The sequence below is a fragment of the Pseudomonas sp. OVF7 genome, assembly GCF_030644265.1.
In the GTDB taxonomy this organism is placed as follows: Bacteria; Pseudomonadota; Gammaproteobacteria; order Pseudomonadales; family Pseudomonadaceae; genus Aquipseudomonas; species Aquipseudomonas gorinensis.
Genome location: NZ_CP128996.1, coordinates 2,541,899 through 2,560,656, shown reverse-complemented (window position 1 = coordinate 2,560,656; position 18,758 = coordinate 2,541,899). Strand labels below are relative to the sequence as shown.

At 60.9% G+C, this 18,758-nt stretch carries 15 protein-coding genes; 11 read left to right on the top strand and 4 right to left on the bottom strand.

Features of this window, described 5'->3' with window-relative positions; all coding sequences use genetic code 11:
- Positions 1–175 precede the first annotated feature (175 nt).
- From gatB to gatC, 3 genes are read right to left on the bottom strand one after another with little or no spacing between them, the layout of a single operon-like run.
- A complete protein-coding gene (gene gatB, locus QU606_RS11690; protein WP_304998403.1) occupies positions 176–1,621 on the bottom strand; it encodes an Asp-tRNA(Asn)/Glu-tRNA(Gln) amidotransferase subunit GatB in 1,446 nt (481 codons plus the stop codon).
- Positions 1,622–1,631: 10 nt separating this feature from the next.
- Positions 1,632–3,083, bottom strand: a complete 1,452-nt coding sequence (gene gatA / locus QU606_RS11685) for an Asp-tRNA(Asn)/Glu-tRNA(Gln) amidotransferase subunit GatA (protein WP_304998402.1) — start codon at positions 3,081–3,083, stop codon at positions 1,632–1,634.
- Positions 3,084–3,100: 17 nt separating this feature from the next.
- Positions 3,101–3,388, bottom strand: coding sequence for an Asp-tRNA(Asn)/Glu-tRNA(Gln) amidotransferase subunit GatC (gatC, locus tag QU606_RS11680; RefSeq protein WP_010567677.1), 288 nt, complete (start codon positions 3,386–3,388; stop codon positions 3,101–3,103).
- A 210-nt stretch (positions 3,389–3,598) separates the two neighbouring features.
- On the opposite strand from gatC, the gene mreB reads away from it, so the two are divergent.
- The 8 genes from mreB to tldD all read left to right on the top strand — a co-directional run bounded on the left by mreB (position 3,599) and on the right by tldD (position 14,804).
- Positions 3,599–4,636 (top strand): rod shape-determining protein MreB, encoded by a 1,038-nt coding sequence (mreB, locus tag QU606_RS11675; RefSeq protein ID WP_002555108.1) that lies wholly within the window; start codon positions 3,599–3,601, stop codon positions 4,634–4,636.
- Between the two features lie 138 nt (positions 4,637–4,774).
- Positions 4,775–5,893 carry a rod shape-determining protein MreC gene (mreC, locus tag QU606_RS11670; RefSeq protein ID WP_081329150.1) on the top strand — a complete coding sequence of 373 codons (1,119 nt, stop codon included), beginning with the start codon at positions 4,775–4,777 and terminating at the stop codon, positions 5,891–5,893.
- Positions 5,893–6,381 (top strand): rod shape-determining protein MreD, encoded by a 489-nt coding sequence (mreD, locus tag QU606_RS11665; protein ID WP_024073452.1) that lies wholly within the window; start codon positions 5,893–5,895, stop codon positions 6,379–6,381. Before mreC ends, mreD begins: the two co-directional genes overlap by 1 nt.
- 51 nt (positions 6,382–6,432) lie before the next feature.
- Positions 6,433–7,029, top strand: a complete 597-nt coding sequence (locus tag QU606_RS11660; RefSeq protein WP_024073453.1) for a nucleoside triphosphate pyrophosphatase — start codon at positions 6,433–6,435, stop codon at positions 7,027–7,029.
- 71 nt (positions 7,030–7,100) lie between these two features.
- Entirely contained in the window at positions 7,101–8,558 is a 1,458-nt protein-coding gene (rng, locus tag QU606_RS11655; protein ID WP_024073454.1) for a ribonuclease G, read from the top strand.
- A 75-nt stretch (positions 8,559–8,633) separates the two neighbouring features.
- Positions 8,634–12,449 (top strand): YhdP family protein, encoded by a 3,816-nt coding sequence (locus tag QU606_RS11650; protein WP_304998401.1) that lies wholly within the window; start codon positions 8,634–8,636, stop codon positions 12,447–12,449.
- Between the two features lie 47 nt (positions 12,450–12,496).
- Positions 12,497–13,345, top strand: a complete 849-nt coding sequence (locus QU606_RS11645) for a carbon-nitrogen hydrolase family protein (RefSeq protein ID WP_069075260.1) — start codon at positions 12,497–12,499, stop codon at positions 13,343–13,345.
- A gap of 16 nt (positions 13,346–13,361) precedes the next feature.
- Positions 13,362–14,804 (top strand): metalloprotease TldD, encoded by a 1,443-nt coding sequence (gene tldD, locus QU606_RS11640; protein WP_069075261.1) that lies wholly within the window; start codon positions 13,362–13,364, stop codon positions 14,802–14,804.
- Positions 14,805–14,848: 44 nt separating this feature from the next.
- On the opposite strand, the gene yjgA is transcribed toward tldD, so the two are convergent.
- Positions 14,849–15,370: a ribosome biogenesis factor YjgA gene (gene yjgA, locus QU606_RS11635; protein ID WP_024073458.1), complete on the bottom strand. Its 522-nt coding sequence runs from the start codon at positions 15,368–15,370 to the stop codon at positions 14,849–14,851.
- A 108-nt stretch (positions 15,371–15,478) separates the two neighbouring features.
- Between yjgA and pmbA the strand changes: the two genes are divergently transcribed.
- The 3 genes from pmbA (at position 15,479) to QU606_RS11620 (ending at position 18,738) form a co-directional block, all read left to right on the top strand.
- Positions 15,479–16,825: a metalloprotease PmbA gene (gene pmbA, locus QU606_RS11630; protein WP_041160842.1), complete on the top strand. Its 1,347-nt coding sequence runs from the start codon at positions 15,479–15,481 to the stop codon at positions 16,823–16,825.
- Between the two features lie 148 nt (positions 16,826–16,973).
- On the top strand, positions 16,974–17,369 hold the full coding sequence (locus QU606_RS11625) for a hypothetical protein (RefSeq protein ID WP_024073460.1): 396 nt from the start codon (positions 16,974–16,976) through the stop codon (positions 17,367–17,369).
- The gene (locus QU606_RS11620) at positions 17,362–18,738 is read left to right on the top strand and encodes a lyase family protein (RefSeq protein ID WP_168232445.1); all 1,377 of its coding nucleotides are present in this window, start codon (positions 17,362–17,364) and stop codon (positions 18,736–18,738) included. The genes QU606_RS11625 and QU606_RS11620 overlap by 8 nt, the downstream gene beginning before the upstream one ends.
- Positions 18,739–18,758 lie beyond the last annotated feature (20 nt).

Genomic DNA, 18,758 nt, shown 5'->3' with positions numbered 1-18,758 from the left:
GCCCCCATTTCGAGTTTGGGGTGAGCTTATGTGGGAGGGGGCTTGCCCCCGATAGCGGAGTGCCAGTCACTGAATGCTTTGACTGAATCACCGCCATCGGGGGCAAGCCCCCTCCCACACAAGCCCGCTCCCACAGGGGTCCGAGTAGAAGTCTCACTCGGACCATTCATCGCAATCAGCCTTCGAGCTTGCTTTTCAGCAGTTCGTTTACCTGCTGCGGGTTGGCCTTGCCCTTGGAGGCTTTCATGGCCTGGCCGACAAAGAAGCCGAACATCTTGCCGCGCTTGGCTTCGTCTGCTGCACGGTACTGCTCGACCTGTTCCGCGTTGGCCGCCAGCATTTCGTCGAGCACGGCCGAGATGGCGCCGCTGTCGGTGACTTGCTTGAGGCCGCGTTTTTCGATGATGTCATCGGCGCTGCCTTCGCCACTGGCCATGGCTTCAAACACTGTCTTGGCGATTTTGCCGGAGATGGTGTTGTCCTTGATGCGCAGCAGCATGCCGCCCAGTTGCTCGGCGGTGACCGGTGCCTCGTCGATTTCCAGGCCCTGTTTGTTCAACAGGCTGCCCAGCTCAACCATCACCCAGTTGGCCGCCAGCTTGGCGTCGCCGGCAATGCTCACGACTTTTTCGAAGTAGTTGGCTTGCTCACGGCTGGACGCCAACACGCTGGCATCGTAGACCGACAAGCCGAACTGCTCCTGGAAGCGCTCGCGTTTTTGCTGCGGCAGTTCCGGCAGGGTGGCGCGGATGTCGTTGAGGAACGAGTCTTCCAGTACCACCGGCAACAGGTCCGGGTCAGGGAAGTAACGGTAGTCGTTGGCTTCCTCTTTGCTGCGCATGGCGCGGGTTTCGTCTTTGTTCGGGTCGTACAGGCGGGTTTGCTGGATCACCTTGCCGCCGTCTTCGATCAGGTCGATCTGGCGGCGGACTTCGCTGTTGATCGCCTTCTCGATGAAGCGGAACGAGTTGACGTTCTTGATCTCGCAGCGGGTACCGAACTCGACCTGGCCCTTAGGGCGGATCGATACGTTGCAGTCGCAACGTAGCGAGCCTTCGGCCATGTTGCCGTCGCAGATGCCCAGGTAACGCACCAGCGCGTGGATCGTCTTGACGTAGGCCACGGCTTCCTTGGCGCTGCGCATATCCGGCTCGGAAACGATTTCCAGCAACGGTGTGCCAGCTCGGTTCAGGTCGATACCAGTGGCACCCGGGAATTCTTCGTGCAGGCTTTTGCCGGCGTCTTCCTCGAGGTGGGCACGGGTCACGCCGACACGCTTGATGGTGCCATCTTCCAACGGGATATCCAGGTGGCCCTTGCCGACAATCGGCAGTTCCATCTGGCTGATCTGGTAGCCCTTGGGCAGGTCCGGGTAGAAGTAGTTCTTGCGCGCGAACACGTTGTGCTGGCCGATTTCGGCGTCAATCGCCAGGCCGAACATCACCGCCATGCGCACCGCTTCCTGGTTCAGCACCGGCAGTACGCCGGGCATGCCCAGGTCGACCAGGCTGGCCTGGGTATTCGGCTCGGCGCCGAACGTGGTGGCGCTACCGGAGAAAATCTTCGATTGGGTGGCGAGCTGGGTATGAATCTCCAGCCCGATCACGACTTCCCATTGCATAGTGTTCTCCTCAGAAGCCGGTAGGGGTGCGAGTGTGCCAGTCAGTGTTCAACTGGTACTGGTGCGCCACATTGAGCAGGCGGCCTTCCTGGAAATACGGGGCGAGCAATTGCACGCCAACCGGCAGCCCATCGACGAAACCTGCCGGCATGGACAAGCCTGGCAAGCCCGCGAGGTTGGCGGTGATGGTGTAGAGGTCTTCCAGGTATTCGGCGATCGGGTCGCCGGTCTTGGCGCCGATCTTCCAGGCCGGGTTGGGCGTGGTTGGGCCGAGGATGATGTCGACTTCTTCAAACGCCGCCATGAAGTCGTTCTTGATCAGGCGCCGGATTTTCTGCGCCTTGAGGTAGTACGCGTCGTAGTAGCCGGCCGACAGGGCGTAGGCACCGACCATGATCCGGCGTTGCACTTCGGCACCGAAACCTTCGCCACGGGAGCGTTTGTACAGGTCGGTGAGGTCCTTCGGGTTCTCGCAGCGATAGCCAAAGCGCACGCCGTCGAAGCGCGACAGGTTGGAGGACGCTTCAGCGGGGGCGATCACGTAGTACGCCGGAATCGCGTGCTGGTTGTTCGGCAGGCTGATTTCCTTGATCACGGCACCGAGCTTTTCCAGCTCCTTGACGCTGTTGTGCACCAATTCGGCGATGCGCGGGTCGAGACCGGCGCTGAAGTATTCCTTCGGCACGCCGATGCGCAGGCCTTTGATCGAGGTATTGAGGCTGGCGCTGTAGTCCGGCACCGGTTCGTCGATGCTGGTGGAATCCTGCGGATCGAAGCCTGCCATGCCTTGTAACAAAATCGCGCAGTCTTCGGCCGTGCGGGCCAGGGGGCCGCCCTGATCCAGGCTGGATGCATAGGCGATCATGCCCCAGCGGGAAACGCGACCATAGGTCGGCTTCAGGCCGGTGAGGTTGGTAAAGGCCGCGGGCTGGCGGATCGAGCCGCCGGTGTCGGTGGCAGTTGCAGCGGGCAGGAAGCGCGCGGCGACCGCGGCAGCCGAACCGCCAGACGAACCGCCCGGGACGTGTTCCAGGTTCCACGGGTTTTTCACCGGGCCGTAATAGCTCGACTCGTTGGCCGAACCCATGGCGAATTCGTCCATGTTGGTCTTGCCCAGGGTCACGGCTCCGGCGGCAGCCAGCTTGGACACCACGGTGGCGTCGTAGGGCGCCTTGAAGTTGTCGAGCATCTTCGAGCCGCAGCTGGTGCGGATGCCTTGGGTGCAGAACAGGTCTTTGTGGGCGATCGGTGCGCCCAGCAGTGCACCATTGTCACCGTTGGCGCGACGCACGTCGGCGGCCTTGGCCTGGCTCAGGGCCAGCTCCTCGGTGAGGCTGATGAAGCTATTGACCTTGGAGTCGAGCTCGGCGATACGCGCCAGCAGGGTCTTGGTCAGCTCTTCGGAAGAAAACTTTTTGTCGGCGAGACCGCGGGCGATCTCGGCCAGAGTCATGTGATGCATTGCAGGCTCTTTCCCTATTAGTCGATGACTTTCGGAACCAGGTACAGGCCGTTTTCGACCGCTGGTGCGATGGACTGGTAGGCCTCGCGATTATTAACCTCGGTCACGACGTCTGCGCGCAGGCGCTGGCTGGCTTCCAGCGGGTGAGCCAGGGGCTCGATGCCGTCGGTATTGACGGCCTGCATTTGGTCAACCAGCCCCAGAATGCTGTTCAGGGCTGCGGTGGTCTGTGGAAGATCGGCTTCATTCAGGCCAAGCGAGGCCAGATGAGCGATTTTTTCCACGTCGGAGCGTTCAAGCGCCATGGGATTCTCCAGTGGAAAACAGAACGGAGGGCGTCCGTGTGTTAGATTGTCGGAACACTACCGCATTTCTACGGTCATATGGCCGCGATTGTGGGGGTTGGTGCACAGAAAGTCGGCCAATTTAGCACATTGGCGCCTTGCCCAAAATCCCTGTCGTTGTTAGAGTTTGCCGCACTTTTTTACCCACGCGTTGCCTAGGGTCCCTTTCCCATGTTCAAGAAACTGCGTGGCATGTTTTCCAGCGATCTTTCCATTGACCTGGGCACTGCCAACACCCTTATTTACGTGCGCGAGCGCGGTATCGTCCTGAATGAGCCATCGGTTGTGGCTATTCGGACCCATGGTAATCAGAAAAGTGTCGTTGCCGTTGGCACCGAGGCCAAGCGCATGCTTGGCCGAACACCAGGCAATATCGCTGCCATTCGTCCGATGAAAGACGGCGTGATCGCCGACTTCAGCGTCTGCGAGAAGATGCTGCAGTACTTCATCAACAAGGTTCACGAAAACAGTTTTCTGCAGCCCAGCCCTCGTGTGCTGATCTGCGTTCCGTGCAAGTCCACCCAGGTGGAGCGTCGCGCCATCCGTGAATCGGCCCTTGGTGCCGGTGCCCGTGAAGTCTTCCTGATCGAGGAGCCAATGGCTGCTGCGATCGGTGCCGGCCTGCCGGTTGAAGAAGCGCGCGGTTCGATGGTGGTGGATATCGGTGGTGGTACCACTGAAATCGCCCTGATTTCCCTGAACGGCGTGGTGTATGCCGAGTCCGTGCGTGTAGGCGGCGACCGCTTCGACGAAGCGATCATCACTTATGTGCGTCGTAACTACGGCAGCCTGATCGGCGAATCCACCGCCGAGCGCATCAAGCAGGAAATCGGTACCGCTTATCCCGGTGGCGAAGTTCGCGAAGTCGACGTTCGCGGTCGCAACCTGGCCGAAGGCGTTCCACGTGCCTTTACCCTGAACTCCAATGAAGTGCTGGAGGCTCTGCAAGAGTCCCTGGCAACCATCGTTCAGGCGGTGAAGAGCGCCCTGGAGCAATCGCCGCCGGAGCTGGCTTCCGATATCGCCGAGCGTGGCCTGGTACTGACCGGTGGTGGCGCCTTGCTGCGCGACCTCGACAAGTTGCTGGCCCAGGAAACTGGCCTGCCGGTGATCGTTGCCGAAGACCCGCTGACCTGCGTTGCCCGTGGCGGTGGTCGTGCACTGGAAATGATGGATAAACACACCATGGACCTGCTTTCCAGCGAATAAGACCGTTGGTTGCACCATGTTTCGCCCGCAGGCAGCACTTTGCAGTGCTGCCTGTTGGCGTTTATCTTCTTCAATCTGCATCCAGGCCGGTTAGATGCCGTATGAATAAAGAGAAACTTTGCCTGGGAGGAGCGGCCTATTAAACCGCTTTTCGCCAAAGGCCCCTCATTGGGCGTGCGCTTGTTGGTGCTGGTCGTGCTTTCGGTCGCGCTGATGGTGGTCGATGCCCGCTTTGCACTGCTCAAGCCTGTGCGTAGCCAAATGTCGCTGGTATTGATGCAGACCTACTGGATCACCGACCTGCCGCAACGTCTCTACCAGGGCGTGGCCAGCCAATTCGGCAGCCGCACCGAGCTGGTCGCCGAGAACGAAAAACTCAAGACTGAAAACCTGCTGTTGCAGGGGCGCATGCAAAAGCTGGCGGCCCTCACCGAGCAGAACGTTCGGCTGCGCGAGTTGCTCAATTCTTCGGCACTGGTCAACGAAAAGGTCGAAGTCGCCGAGCTGATCGGCATGGACCCCAACCCCTTTACCCATCGCATCATCATCAACAAGGGTGAGCGCGACGGTGTGGTGCTCGGCCAGCCGGTGCTCGATGCCCGTGGCTTGATGGGCCAGGTGGTCGAGTTGATGCCCTACACCTCGCGGGTATTGCTGCTGACGGACACGACCCACAGCATTCCGGTGCAGGTCAACCGCAACGGCTTGCGTGCGATTGCCAGTGGCACCGGTAACCCCGAACGCCTGGAATTGCGCCATGTGGCCGATACCGCCGACATCAAGGAAGGCGACCTGCTGGTCAGCTCGGGCCTCGGCCAACGCTTCCCGGCGGGTTACCCGGTGGCGACAGTCAAGGAAGTGATCCACGATTCTGGCCAGCCGTTCGCCATTGTGCGCGCCGTGCCCACCGCCGCCCTGAACCGCAGCCGCTACCTGCTGCTGGTATTCAGCGACAACCGTACCCCGGAAGAGCGTGCCAACGACGCCGCACAAGCCCAGGAAGCGGAAGACAAGCAAAACGGCACCGCGCCGATCATTCCGGCAACCGTACCCAAGCCGGCGCCTGCCGCATCGGCCACACCGGCGCCCGCTCCGGCAGTAGCGCCCGTGGCCACGCCCGCCAAGCCGGCCGCTCACAGTGCGCGCGCGGTGAAGCCAGCGGCGACCAAGCCGTCGGCCACCACGCCTGCCACCACGACGCCTGCTGCGAAGCCCCCAGCCGCCGCCCCGGCAACCACACGGCAGAGGGAGGAATAATGGCCGGTACTCATTCGAGCAATGGCTGGATCGTCTGGCTGACCTTCGCCATCGGCTTGCTACTCAGCGTTTCGCCACTGCCGCAGTTCATGGAAATCCTGCGTCCGCTGTGGCTGGCCTTGCTGCTGGCATTCTGGTCGCTGAACCTGCCGCACAAGGTGGGCATGGTCACGGCGATGTTCCTGGGCTTGGCGGAAGATGTGCTCTATGGCACCTTGCTGGGCCAGAACGCGTTGATCCTGACCCTGATTACCTTTCTGGTGCTGTCGTTGCAGCAACGCCTGCGCATGTTCCCGATGTGGCAACAGTGCCTGGTGATCCTGGTGATCTTCGGCCTGGCGCAATTGGTGCAACTGTGGCTCAGCGCCTTGACTGGTAACCGCCAGCCGACCCTGGCGCTGGTATTGCCGGCCCTGGTCAGTGCGCTGCTGTGGCCATGGGTCAGTTTTGGCCTGCGCGGGTTACGTCGTCGCTATAAAATCAATTGAATGGATTGCGAGGCTCTGCCTGGTTATCGAACCCCACAGGGAGAGTCTGGAATGAATTCGCTTTATCTGGCTTCGGGCTCCCCGCGACGGCGTGAACTGCTGACCCAGATCGGTGTGCCTTTCACCGTGGTCAGTGCTGCCATTGATGAAACTCCCCTTACAAATGAATCTGCCGTTTCCTACGTCGAGCGTCTAGCGCGCGGCAAGGCAACGGCGGGTTTTGCTGCGCTTGGGCAAACGTCGGGCGCCTGTGTATTGGGTGCCGACACGGCAGTGATTGTCGACGGCCAGATCCTTGGCAAGCCGGTGGATCAGGCGGATGCCCTGGCCATGTTGCTGGCCCTGTCGGGGCGTGAGCATGAAGTGCTGACGGCGGTTGCCCTCACGGACGGTCAGCGTTGTGAAACTCGATGTGTAAGCAGTCGCGTACGTTTCCGGGGTATTTCTGTCGAGGAGGCTACAACCTACTGGCACAGTGGCGAACCCCAGGACAAGGCAGGCGGCTATGCTATCCAAGGGCTGGGCTCGGTGTTTGTGGCCGGGCTCAATGGCAGCTATTCCGCCGTGGTTGGCCTGCCCGTGTGCGAAACCGCGGAACTGCTTGGTCAATTCGGCATACCCTGTTGGCAAAACCTTACCGCGCGCTGAACGCCTGTACTTGCGCGCCAAGCCTTAAGCGATCGGTCACTATTGTGAAAACGCCTGAACGAGACCCAGCCATGAGTGAAGAGATTCTGATCAATATCACGCCGATGGAATCGCGCGTGGCGGTGGTAGAGAACGGTGTTCTGCAAGAAGTGCACGTCGAGCGCACCCAGAAGCGCGGGATTGTCGGCAACATCTATAAAGGCAAGGTCGTGCGCGTATTGCCGGGGATGCAGGCGGCTTTTGTCGACATTGGCCTGGACCGTGCCGCGTTTATCCATGCTTCGGAAATTTCCCTGCGCGAAGGCCCGGCGGTCGAAAGCATCAGCGCCTTGGTTCACGAAGGGCAGAGCCTCGTGGTGCAAGTCACCAAGGACCCCATCGGTTCAAAGGGCGCGCGCCTGACGACCCAGCTGTCGATTCCATCGCGCTACCTGGTGTACATGCCGCGCACCGCTCATGTGGGCATTTCCCTGAAAATCGAAGACGAGGCCGAGCGTGAGCGCCTGAAGAAGGTGGTCAGCGATTGCGTGGCGGCCGAGGGCATCAAGGAGGCGGGCGGCTTTATTCTGCGCACGGCGGCCGAAGGCGCCGGGGCTGATGAGATTCTCATGGACATCCGTTACCTGCGGCGCCTGTGGGACCAGATTGGCGCGCAGATCAAGACCGTTGGCGCGCCCAGCGTGATCTACGAAGACCTGGGCCTGGCCCTGCGCACCTTGCGCGACCTGGTCAGCCCGAAGATCGAGAAAATTCGCATCGACTCGCGGGAAACCTTCCAGCGCACCACGCAGTTCGTCGCCGAGCTGATGCCGGAAATTGCCGACCGCCTGGAGCATTACCCCGGCGAGCGGCCGATCTTCGACCTGTATGGCGTCGAAGACGAAATCCAGAAGGCCCTGGACCGCAAGGTGCCGCTCAAGTCGGGCGGTTACCTCGTTGTGGACCCGGCGGAAGCCATGACCACCATCGACGTCAACACCGGTGCGTTCGTGGGCCATCGCAACCTCGAAGAAACCATCTTCAAGACCAACCTCGAAGCCGCTACCGCGATTGCGCGTCAACTGCGCCTGCGCAACTTGGGCGGGATCATCATCATCGACTTCATCGACATGGAAGATGAAGAGCATCAGCGCCAGGTACTGCGCACCCTTGAAAAGCAGCTGGAACGCGATCACGCCAAGACCAATATCATCGGTATTACCGAGCTGGGCCTGGTGCAGATGACCCGCAAACGCACCCGCGAAAGCCTGGAACAGGTGTTGTGCGAGCCGTGCAGCAGTTGCCAGGGGCGCGGTAAATTGAAAACGCCTGAAACGGTTTGCTACGAGATTTTCCGCGAAATCCTACGGGAGGCGCGAGCCTACCAGGCCGAAGGTTATAGAGTGCTTGCCAACCAGAAAGTGGTCGATCGGCTGCTGGACGAAGAGTCCGGTAACGTCGCTGAGCTGGAGGGGTTTATCGGACGCACGATTCGCTTCCAGGTTGAGACCATGTATTCCCAGGAACAATACGACGTGGTGCTGCTCTGATCCTCATTCGTTTCTTTCTACGAGATGCGCAGACCTTGATCTGCCGTCCGCTTACTGCCTTGAGGGTCGCCTGACATGGAGCGTCTGAAACGCTTTTTTGCCGCTTTGACCCGTTGGGGCCTGGGCTTGTGCGCCTTGCTGCTGGTATTGGCGGCGGTCTATGTGAGCCTGGGACGAGAATTGACTCCGCTGGTGGCCGAATACCGTGCGGACATCGAAGCCAAGGCCCAGGCCGCAGTGGATATGCCACTGCACATCGGCAACCTGGAAGGGCGCTGGAGTGGTTTCGCACCGGTATTGCTGGCCCACGACGTGATGGTCGGCCAGGGCAGCAACGCCTTGCGCCTGGATCAGGTCGAAGTCGTGCCGGATATCTGGGCCAGCCTGATGGCCCGCGAAGTGCGCCTTGCGCACCTGCAAGTCAGCGGCCTGCAATTGAGCGTCAAGGAAGACCAGGACGGCCACTGGGCGCTGCAAGGCCTGCCGGTGCAGGATGACCAGCCGCTGGACCCGGAGCAGGTGCTCAAACGCCTGCAAATGGTCAAGCGTGTGTCGTTGCTCGACAGCCAGGTGACCCTGCAACCGATCGACCATGCCCCGCTGACCCTGACCTATGTGGGCCTGAGCCTGCACACCGGGACCACCCGCCAACGCCTGGATGCCCGCCTGACCTTGCCCGATGGCCAGCCCCTGGCCTTGAGCCTGCGCAGCCGTATTCGCGCAAGCCAATGGAAGGATGCTGAAGTCGACGCCTACCTGAGCCTGCCGCAAAGCGACTGGGCCAAATGGATTCCGGCCAAACTGACTCAACAATGGAAGCTCACGCAGTTCAAGGCGGGTGGCGAGTTCTGGCTCAACTGGGCCAAGGGTGACGTGCAGAGTGCTGTGGTGCGCCTCAATTCACCCCAGGTGAAGGGCAGCTACGCCGATCGCAAGCCCGTGCATATCGAAAACCTCGCCCTGACCGCGTACCTGCAACGCAATGAGCAGGGTCTGAAGGTATTGTTCGACTCGCTGGCGATGAACCTGGGCGAGACCCGCTGGGAATCGCGCTTGCAGTTGCAGCAGAGCCTGGCCACCGACCAGGCGCAGGAGGTCTGGAACCTGCAGGCCGATCGCCTGGACCTCACGCCCATTACGCCGTTGCTGAATGCCCTGGCGCCCCTGCCGGAAGGCTTCGCCAAGACCATCGAGCACCTCAAGGCCACTGGCCTGTTGCGCAATGTGCTGGTGGATTTCCGTCCCCAGGACACGACCGATCAGAAAGTCAGCTTCGCCGCCAACCTTGAGCGGGTGGGGTTCGATGCTTACTTTGGTGCACCGGCGGCGCGGAACGTATCCGGCAGCATCAGCGGTGACCTGGGGCATGGCGAGTTGCGCCTGGACAGCAAGGACTTTTCCCTGCACCTGTTTCCGATCTTCGCCAAGCCCTGGCAGTACATCCAGGCGAATGCGCGCCTGACCTGGAAGCTGGATAAAGAAGGCTTCACCCTGATTGCTCCCTATATCAAGGTGCTGGGGGAAGAGGGCAAGGTCGCGGCTGACTTCCTGATCCGCCTGCACTTTGACCCTGGCCAGGAAGACTACATGGACCTGCGGGTCGGCATGGTCGATGGCGATGGGCGCTTCACGCCCAAGTACCTGCCAGCGGTACTGAGCCCCGCGTTGGACGAATGGCTGCGCACAGCGATTCTCAAGGGCGCGGTCGATCAAGGTTTCTTCCAGTACCAGGGCTCGTTGAACCATGACGCGCTGCCGGCTTCGCGCAACATCAGCCTGTTCTTCAAGGTGCATGATGCAGAGCTGGCATTCCAGCCGGGCTGGCCGCATGTGAGCAAGGTCAATGGCGAAGTGTTCGTCGAGGAGAGTGGCGTACGCATCCTGGCCAGCAAGGGCCAGTTGCTCGACACCCAAGTCAAGGACGTCTACGTCAATATTCCCCACGCACCCGCGGGCAAGGACAGCCACCTGCTGCTCACCGGCGGGTTTGCCGGTGGCCTGGGTGATGGCCTGAAGATTCTCCAGGAAGCGCCAATAGGCACTGCCTCGACCTTTGCCGGCTGGAAAGGCGAGGGGGACCTGCAAGGCAAGCTGGACCTGGATATTCCGCTGGCCAAAGGTACCGAACCGAAGATCGTGGTGGATTTCCAGACCGACAAGGCGCGCTTGCAATTGGCTGAGCCGACCCTGGACCTGACGCAACTCAAGGGTGACTTCCGCTTTGATGGTGCCAAGGGCTTGAGTGGGCAGAATATTACGGCGCAAGCATTCGAACGGCCGATTAGCGCGCAGATTTTTGCCGATGGTAAGCCAGGTAATCTGAGTACCCGCATCACGGCCAAAGGCCAGGTCACGGTCAAGCGGCTGACCGATTGGTTGAAAATCAGCCAGCCACTGCCGGTGTCCGGCGATATTCCGTACCAGTTGCAAGTCAACCTGGATGGCGCCGATAGCCAATTGATGGTCAATTCCAACCTCAAGGGGGTCGCAGTGGATCTGCCGGCACCGTTCGGCATGGCGGCCAGCCAGGGGCGTGACAGTACCTTCCGCATGACCTTGCAGGGCGCCGAGCGTCGTTACTGGTTCGATTATGGCGAGCTGGCGAACTTCACCTTTGCGGCGCCGCCGGACAAGTTCAATGAGGGCCGCGGTGAACTATTCCTGGGGGATGGCGATGCCGTGCTGCCCGCAGGCAAGGGGTTGCGCATCCGTGGCGTGCTTTCGGAGTTGGACATAGACCCGTGGAAGAAACTCGTGGACCGCTACGCGGGCAATGACCCTGGCGGCAGCGCCAAGCAACTGCTGAGCGGCGCTGACTTCAAGGTGGGCAAGCTGACTGGCTTCGGCAAGCAGTTCGACCAGGTCAACTTGCAGCTTGACCGGAAACCCACCGCCTGGGGCCTGCAACTCGACAGCCAGCAGGCCAAAGGCAGCGTGAACCTGCCGGATGCCAAGGGCGCGCCCATCGCGATCAACCTGCAGTTCGTGAAATTGCCGGCCGTGGACCCGACCGTCCAGGCAGACGAAAACGCCCCGGACCCGTTGGCCGATATCGATCCCAAGGGGATCCCGGCGCTTGATATCAGCATTGATCAACTGTTCCAGGGACCGGACCTGATAGGGGCCTGGTCGCTGAAAATCCGGCCAACTGCCAAGGGCCTGGCCTTTAATAGCCTGGACCTGGGCCTCAAGGGCATGCAGCTCAAGGGCGCGGGGGGCTGGGAGGGTGCACCGGGGGACAGCAGCAGTTGGTACAAAGGGCGCCTGGATGGCAAGAACATCGCCGATGTGCTCAAGGGCTGGGGCTTTGCGCCTACCGTGACCAGTGAAGATTTTCACTTGGACGTAGACGGCCGTTGGCCGGGGTCGCCGGCCTGGGTCGGGCCCAAACGTTTTTCCGGTAGCCTCGATGCCACCTTCCGCAAAGGCCAGTTCGTTGAAGTGGAAGGCGGCGCCCAGGCGCTTCGGGTGTTTGGCTTGCTTAACTTCAACTCCATTGGCCGCCGGCTGCGCCTGGACTTTTCCGACCTGCTCGGCAAAGGCTTGAGCTATGACCGCGTCAAGGGCTTGCTGGCAGCGAGCAACGGCGTATTTGTGACCCGTGACCCCATCACCATGACCGGGCCATCGACCAACCTGGAACTCAATGGCACCCTGGACCTGGTCGCCGACCGCGTGGACGCCAAGCTGTTGGTGACCCTGCCGGTCACCAACAACCTGCCGATTGCGGCGCTGATTGTGGGTGCGCCGGCCATTGGTGGCGCGTTGTTCCTGATCGACAAGCTGATCGGTGACCGCGTCGCGCGCTTTGCCAGTGTGCAATACAAAGTGGAAGGGCCCTGGAAGGATCCGAAAATCACCTTCGACAAGCCATTCGAAAAGCCTAACTGAGACTTTCTGGAGTAGCCTGGAGCTATTCGTTTACGGAGTATCGGCCCATGTCGTTTGCGGTAATTCAGATGGTCAGCCAGAGCGATGTGCTGGCCAACCTGGCCCAGGCCCGGCGCTTGCTGGAGCAAGCGGCAGCGGGCGGGGCGAAGCTCGCGGTGCTGCCGGAAAACTTTGCCGCCATGGGACGCCGTGACGTGGCTGATATCGGCCGTGCCGAGGCATTGGGTGAAGGTCCGATCCTGCCATGGTTGAAACAGACCGCCCGCGACCTCACCTTATGGATAGTTGCAGGCACATTGCCGCTGCCGCCCAGGGACCAGCCGGATGCCAAGGTCAACGCCTGCTCGTTGCTGGTGAATGACCAGGGCGAGATAGTGGCCCGATACGACAAGCTGCACTTGTTCGATGTCGACGTGGCGGATGCCCGAGGCCGTTATCGTGAATCCGATGACTATGCTTTCGGCAGTAATGTGGTGCTGGCGGATACGCCGGTTGGCCGCTTGGGCCTCACGGTATGCTACGACCTGCGTTTCCCCGAGCTGTACAGCGAATTGCGCGCGGCCGGGGCTGAGTTGATTACCGCACCTTCGGCCTTTACGGCGGTGACCGGCGCCGCGCACTGGGATGTGTTGATCCGCGCGCGGGCCATCGAGACCCAGTGCTACCTGCTGGCGGCCGCCCAGGGCGGTGTGCACCCAGGGCCCCGGGAAACCTTTGGCCACGCGGCGATTGTCGACCCGTGGGGGCGCATACTGACGCAACAGGATCAAGGCGAAGCGGTGTTGCTGGCCGAGCGCGACAGCAGTGAACAGGCGTCGATACGGGCGCGCATGCCGGTGGTGAACCATCGGCGCTTTTTTTCGCAGGGCGCGCAGCGGCCTGCTTCAGAACGATGAATTTAAGGCCAAACCTATGAGCGAGTTGTTGTCCTCAGTCAGTGAACACCTCCTGGCACCCGGTGGCGTGACCATCGAAAGTCTGCAAACCGTGCTCGGCGATCTGGCCGGACCGGGCATCGACGCGGCCGACCTGTATTTCCAGGGGCAGATTTCCGAGTCCTGGGCCCTGGAAGACGGCATCGTCAAGGAAGGCAGTTTCAACCTCGACCAGGGCGTGGGGGTGCGGGCGCAATCCGGTGAAAAAACCGGTTTTGCCTACAGCAACGCGATCACCTTGGAAGCGCTGGGCCTGGCCGCTCGCGCAGCGCGCTCGATCTCCCGTGCCGGTCAACATGGCACGGTGCAGGCGTTCAGTACCCAGGATGTGGCCCAGTTGTACGCGCCGGATAATCCGCTGGAAGTGATCAGCCGTGCGGAAAAGGTCGAGTTGCTCAAGCGTGTCGATGCCGCCACCCGCGCCTTGGACCCGCGTATCCAACAAGTCACCGTGAGCATGGCTGGCGTGTGGGAGCGGATCCTGGTGGCGTCCACCGATGGCAGCCTGGCAGCGGATGTACGGCCGCTGGTGCGTTTCAACGTCAGTGTGATCGTCGAGCAGAACGGGCGCCGCGAGCGTGGCGGTCATGGCGGCGGCGGGCGTACCGACTACCGTTATTTCCTCACCGATGATCGCGCCATGGGTTACGCCCGTGAGGCACTGCGCCAGGCGCTGGTCAACCTGGAAGCCATTCCGGCGCCGGCCGGTACCTTGCCGGTGGTGCTCGGTTCGGGCTGGTCTGGCGTATTGCTCCACGAAGCGGTCGGCCATGGCCTGGAAGGCGACTTCAACCGCAAGGGCAGTTCGGCCTACAGCGGACGCATGGGTGAGATGGTCGCCTCCAAACTGTGCACCATTGTCGATGACGGTACCCTGGCCGGGCGCCGGGGTTCGCTGACGGTCGATGACGAAGGTACGCCGACCGAGTGCACCACGCTGATCGAGAACGGCGTGCTCAAGGGCTACATGCAAGACAAACTCAATGCCCGTCTGATGGGCGTGGCACGCACTGGTAACGGCCGTCGCGAATCCTACGCTCACTTGCCGATGCCGCGCATGACTAACACCTACATGCTCGGTGGCGAAAGCGACCCGGCGGAAATCATCGCCTCGGTGAAACGCGGTATCTACTGCGCCAATCTCGGCGGCGGCCAGGTGGATATCACCAGCGGCAAATTCGTGTTTTCCACCAGCGAGGCCTATCTGATCGAAGACGGCAAGATCACCGCCCCGGTCAAAGGGGCAACGTTGATTGGTAACGGGCCAGAGGCGATGAGCAAGGTGTCGATGGTCGGTAACGACCTGTCGCTGGACAGCGGCGTCGGTACGTGCGGTAAGGATGGGCAGTCGGTGCCGGTCGGCGTGGGTCAGCCCACCTTGAAGATTGACGCGATCACCGTGGGTGGCACAGGGTCGTAAACCGGGAGCTTCGGGTGGCGAAGACCGCCACCCGGGGAAGAGGATCAGCGCAGGCCGCGTTGAGTCTCGTCCAGCTCACGGATGTACTTGAAGATTTTACGGCTGGTGGCCGGCGCCTTGTTATGCGCCTGCTCGTGCTGGGCCTGACGGATCAGGGAGCGCAGTTGCTGGCGGTCGGCATCCGGATAGTCCACCACGAACTTCTCCAGTACCGCGTCATCGCCCGAGATCAGGCGGTCACGCCAACGCTCCAGGTTATGGAAGCGTTCATTGTACTGGCGAGTGGAGGCATCGAGTTGATCGAGCAAGGTCAGAATGGCGTCAGTGTCCTGGTCGCGCATCAGCTTGCCGATAAACATGATGTGCCGTTTACGCGCGATATTCGCGGTGTGCTTGGGCGCATCCGCCAGGGCCCGACGCATTTCGTCGGTCAGAGGCAATTTTGCAATCAAGTCCGGCTTGAGCGTTGTAAGGCGCTCGCCGAGGTCAACCAGAGCATGCAGCTCGCGTTTGACCTGGGTTTTGCTTTTCTCCCCATCGAGGGAGTCGTCGTAAGAATCAACCATGGTGGCAGTCCGCAAAGAAACGCCGCCATGATAACCAGTCGGGGGCCGCTTGTCCGGCCCGGTCGCTCGATGGCCTTAACCGAAAGCAGAATTTGAGTGGAGAAAACCATGAGTGCAGCCCAAAGCGTCGGTCCGCAAGCGTTACCGGCACTGCAGGAACAAGTCGAGCAGATCCTTGCCGAGGCCAAGCGCCAGGGGGCCAGTGCCTGCGAGGTGGCTGTGTCGCTGGAGCAGGGGTTGTCGACGTCGGTACGTCAGCGGGAAGTGGAAACCGTTGAATTCAACCGCGACCAGGGTTTTGGCATCACCTTGTACGTAGGGCAGCGCAAAGGCTCGGCCAGTACGTCGGCCAGTGGCCCGGAAGCCATTCGCGAGACTGTCGCTGCTGCGTTGGCAATTGCCAAGCACACCTCCGAGGATGAGAGTTCGGGCCTGGCCGACAAGGCATTGATGGCCAAGGACCTGCAGGATTTTGACCTGTTTCATGCCTGGGACATCACGCCAGAGCAGGCCATCGAACAGGCATTGATCTGCGAAGCGGCGGCATTCGATGCCGATGCCCGTATCAAGAACGCCGATGGCACCACGTTGAGCACCCATCAAGGGTGCCGCGTGTACGGCAACAGCCATGGTTTTATCGGCGGTTATGCCTCCACGCGCCATAGTTTGAGCTGCGTGATGATTGCCGAGGCCAATGGGCAGATGCAGCGCGATTACTGGTACGACGTGAACCGCCAGGGCGAATTGCTGGCGTCTCCTGCCAGCATTGGCCAACGTGCTGCGCAACGTGCCGCGAGTCGCCTGGGCGCGCGCCCGGTACCGACCTGCGAAGTGCCGGTGCTGTTTTCGGCAGAGCTGGCCGGTGGTTTGTTCGGCAGCTTTCTGGGGGCGATTTCCGGCGGCAACCTGTATCGAAAATCATCGTTCCTTGAAGGCGCGATCGGCCAGAAACTGTTTCCTGAGTGGCTGACCATCGATGAGCGTCCACACCTGATGCGTGCGATGGGCAGTTCGTCGTTCGACGGTGATGGCCTGGCGACCTATGCCAAGCCGTTCGTCGAGAAGGGCGAATTGGTGTCCTATGTCCTGGGCACCTATGCCGGTCGCAAGCTCGGTTTGCCCAGTACGGCCAACGCGGGTGGCGTGCACAACCTGTTTGTGACCCACGGTGATGAAGACCAGGCGGCGCTGTTGCGGCGCATGGGGCGTGGCCTGCTGGTGACCGAGTTGATGGGCCAGGGCCTGAACATGGTCACCGGTGATTATTCCCGGGGCGCGGCAGGTTTCTGGGTGGAAAATGGCGAGATTCAATTCGCCGTCCAGGAAGTCACCATCGCCGGCAATATGCGCGATATGTTCAAGCAGATCGTTGCCGTCGGGAATGACCTGGAACTGCGCAGCAACATTCGCACGGGTTCGGTATTGATCGAACGGATGACGGTCGCCGGTAGCTGATCCTTCCGACGCTTCACAAAAAAGGCGCGCCATCCTGGAGATGGCGCGCCTTTTTTGTGGGCGCATGGTTGAAGGATGGGAAGGGTGACCTTGTTTTGATTCTCAATATCATTTAATAATGAATATCATTATTGAGCGAGTGCGGATCATGAGTACTGTCCTGCATGAGGATCCCTATCTGGAGAGCTGGCGCTGGATGAGTCGCCAGATTCGTTGTGGCCTTGATCCCAATGAACCTCGCCTGATCGAGCATTACCTCAATGAAGGTCGATACTTGGCGTGTTGTACCGCGACCCACCCGTGGACGATCGCCGAAACGGCATTTCGCCTGCTGATCGATACCGCCACTGATATCGCACTGCCGTGGCACTGGCGCTCAATGTGCCTGGACCAAGCCTGGCGACCGCTGCGCGACCTGGAAAAACTCTCCCACTGTGCCTGCCGCCTCAAGCGCTGGCAGACCTTTGCCTGGCAATTGGCGACCTGCGAATTGCTGCCGTCTATTTCTCATTCCGACCTAGTGCAAGGATCTAATGATGAGTAACACCCGTATCGAACGCGACAGCATGGGCGAACTGCAAGTCCCCGCCGAGGCCCTGTACGGCGCACAAACCCAGCGCGCGGTGAATAACTTCCCGATCAGCCACCAACGTATGCCGGCGCAATTCGTTCGTGCGCTGATCCTGGCCAAGATCGCGGCCGCCAAGGTCAACGTCGACCTCAAGCAGATCAGCGAAGGGCAGGGCAAGGCCATTGTCGACGCCGCCCAAGGCTTGCTGGAAGGGGACTTCATGCAGCACTTCCCTGTGGATATTTTCCAGACCGGTTCCGGCACCAGCTCCAACATGAACGCCAACGAAGTCATTGCGACCCTGGCCAGCCGTCTGCTGGGCGAGGTGGTCAACCCCAACGATCATGTGAACTGTGGCCAAAGCAGCAACGACATCATCCCCACCACCATTCACGTCAGCGCGGCGTTGGTGCTGCATGAGCAAACCCTGCCGGCCCTGCTGCACCTGGTACAGGTCATCGAGCAGAAGGCCACACAAGTGCACCCGTTCATCAAGACTGGCCGCACCCATCTGATGGACGCCATGCCCGTGCGCATGAGTCAGGTGCTTGACGGTTGGGCGCAGCAGCTCAAGGCCAATATCGGCCACCTGCAGGACCTGCTGCCAAGTCTGCAGGCGCTGGCGCAGGGAGGGACGGCAGTGGGCACCGGGATCAACGCTCACCCGGAGTTTGCTGCACGTTTCAGCCAGCGACTGAGCCAATTGACCCAGGTGCAGTTCACGCCTGGCAAGAACCTGTTTGCGCTGATCGGCTCTCAGGACACCGCGGTTGCCGTCTCCGGCCAATTGAAAGCCACCGCCGTATCGTTGATGAAAATTGCCAACGACCTGCGCTGGATGAACTCCGGCCCACTGGCCGGCCTCGGCGAAATCGAACTGGAAGGCTTGCAGCCTGGTTCCTCAATCATGCCCGGCAAGGTCAACCCGGTGATCCCGGAGGCCACGGCGATGGTTGCCGCGCAAGTCATCGGCAATGACACCGTCATCACGGTTGCCGGCCAATCCGGCAACTTCGAGCTGAACGTGATGCTGCCGATCATTGCCCAGAATCTACTCAGCAGCCTGGAGCTCCTGGCCAACGCCAGCCGCCTGCTGGCGGACAAGGCGATCGCCAGCTTCAAGGTCAACGAAGCCAAGCTCAAGGAAGCGCTGTCGCGCAATCCGATCCTGGTGACTGCACTCAACCCGATCATTGGTTACCAAAAGGCTGCTGAAATCGCCAAGAAGGCCTATCAGCAAGGCCGTGCGGTGATTGATGTGGCCCTTGAGCACACCGACTTGCCCCGTAGCCAACTGGAAGTCCTGTTGGATCCGGAAAAACTCACGGCCGGCGGCGTGTAATCACCGACCCTGCTTTGGAG

Bases quoted from the DNA above. Each gene is read 5' to 3' on its own strand.
- mreD (WP_024073452.1), top strand. From the start codon at position 5,893: ATGGCCGGTACTCATTCGAGCAATGGCTGGATCGTCTGGCTGACCTTC.
- gatA (WP_304998402.1), bottom strand. From the start codon at position 3,083: ATGCATCACATGACTCTGGCCGAGATCGCCCGCGGTCTCGCCGACAAA.
- QU606_RS11625 (WP_024073460.1), top strand. From the start codon at position 16,974: ATGAGTACTGTCCTGCATGAGGATCCCTATCTGGAGAGCTGGCGCTGG.
- QU606_RS11645 (WP_069075260.1), top strand. From the start codon at position 12,497: ATGTCGTTTGCGGTAATTCAGATGGTCAGCCAGAGCGATGTGCTGGCC.
- mreB (WP_002555108.1), top strand. From the start codon at position 3,599: ATGTTCAAGAAACTGCGTGGCATGTTTTCCAGCGATCTTTCCATTGAC.
- rng (WP_024073454.1), top strand. From the start codon at position 7,101: ATGAGTGAAGAGATTCTGATCAATATCACGCCGATGGAATCGCGCGTG.
- pmbA (WP_041160842.1), top strand. From the start codon at position 15,479: ATGAGTGCAGCCCAAAGCGTCGGTCCGCAAGCGTTACCGGCACTGCAG.
- QU606_RS11650 (WP_304998401.1), top strand. From the start codon at position 8,634: ATGGAGCGTCTGAAACGCTTTTTTGCCGCTTTGACCCGTTGGGGCCTG.
- gatC (WP_010567677.1), bottom strand. From the start codon at position 3,388: ATGGCGCTTGAACGCTCCGACGTGGAAAAAATCGCTCATCTGGCCTCG.
- QU606_RS11620 (WP_168232445.1), top strand. From the start codon at position 17,362: ATGAGTAACACCCGTATCGAACGCGACAGCATGGGCGAACTGCAAGTC.
- tldD (WP_069075261.1), top strand. From the start codon at position 13,362: ATGAGCGAGTTGTTGTCCTCAGTCAGTGAACACCTCCTGGCACCCGGT.
- yjgA (WP_024073458.1), bottom strand. From the start codon at position 15,370: ATGGTTGATTCTTACGACGACTCCCTCGATGGGGAGAAAAGCAAAACC.
- QU606_RS11660 (WP_024073453.1), top strand. From the start codon at position 6,433: ATGAATTCGCTTTATCTGGCTTCGGGCTCCCCGCGACGGCGTGAACTG.
- gatB (WP_304998403.1), bottom strand. From the start codon at position 1,621: ATGCAATGGGAAGTCGTGATCGGGCTGGAGATTCATACCCAGCTCGCC.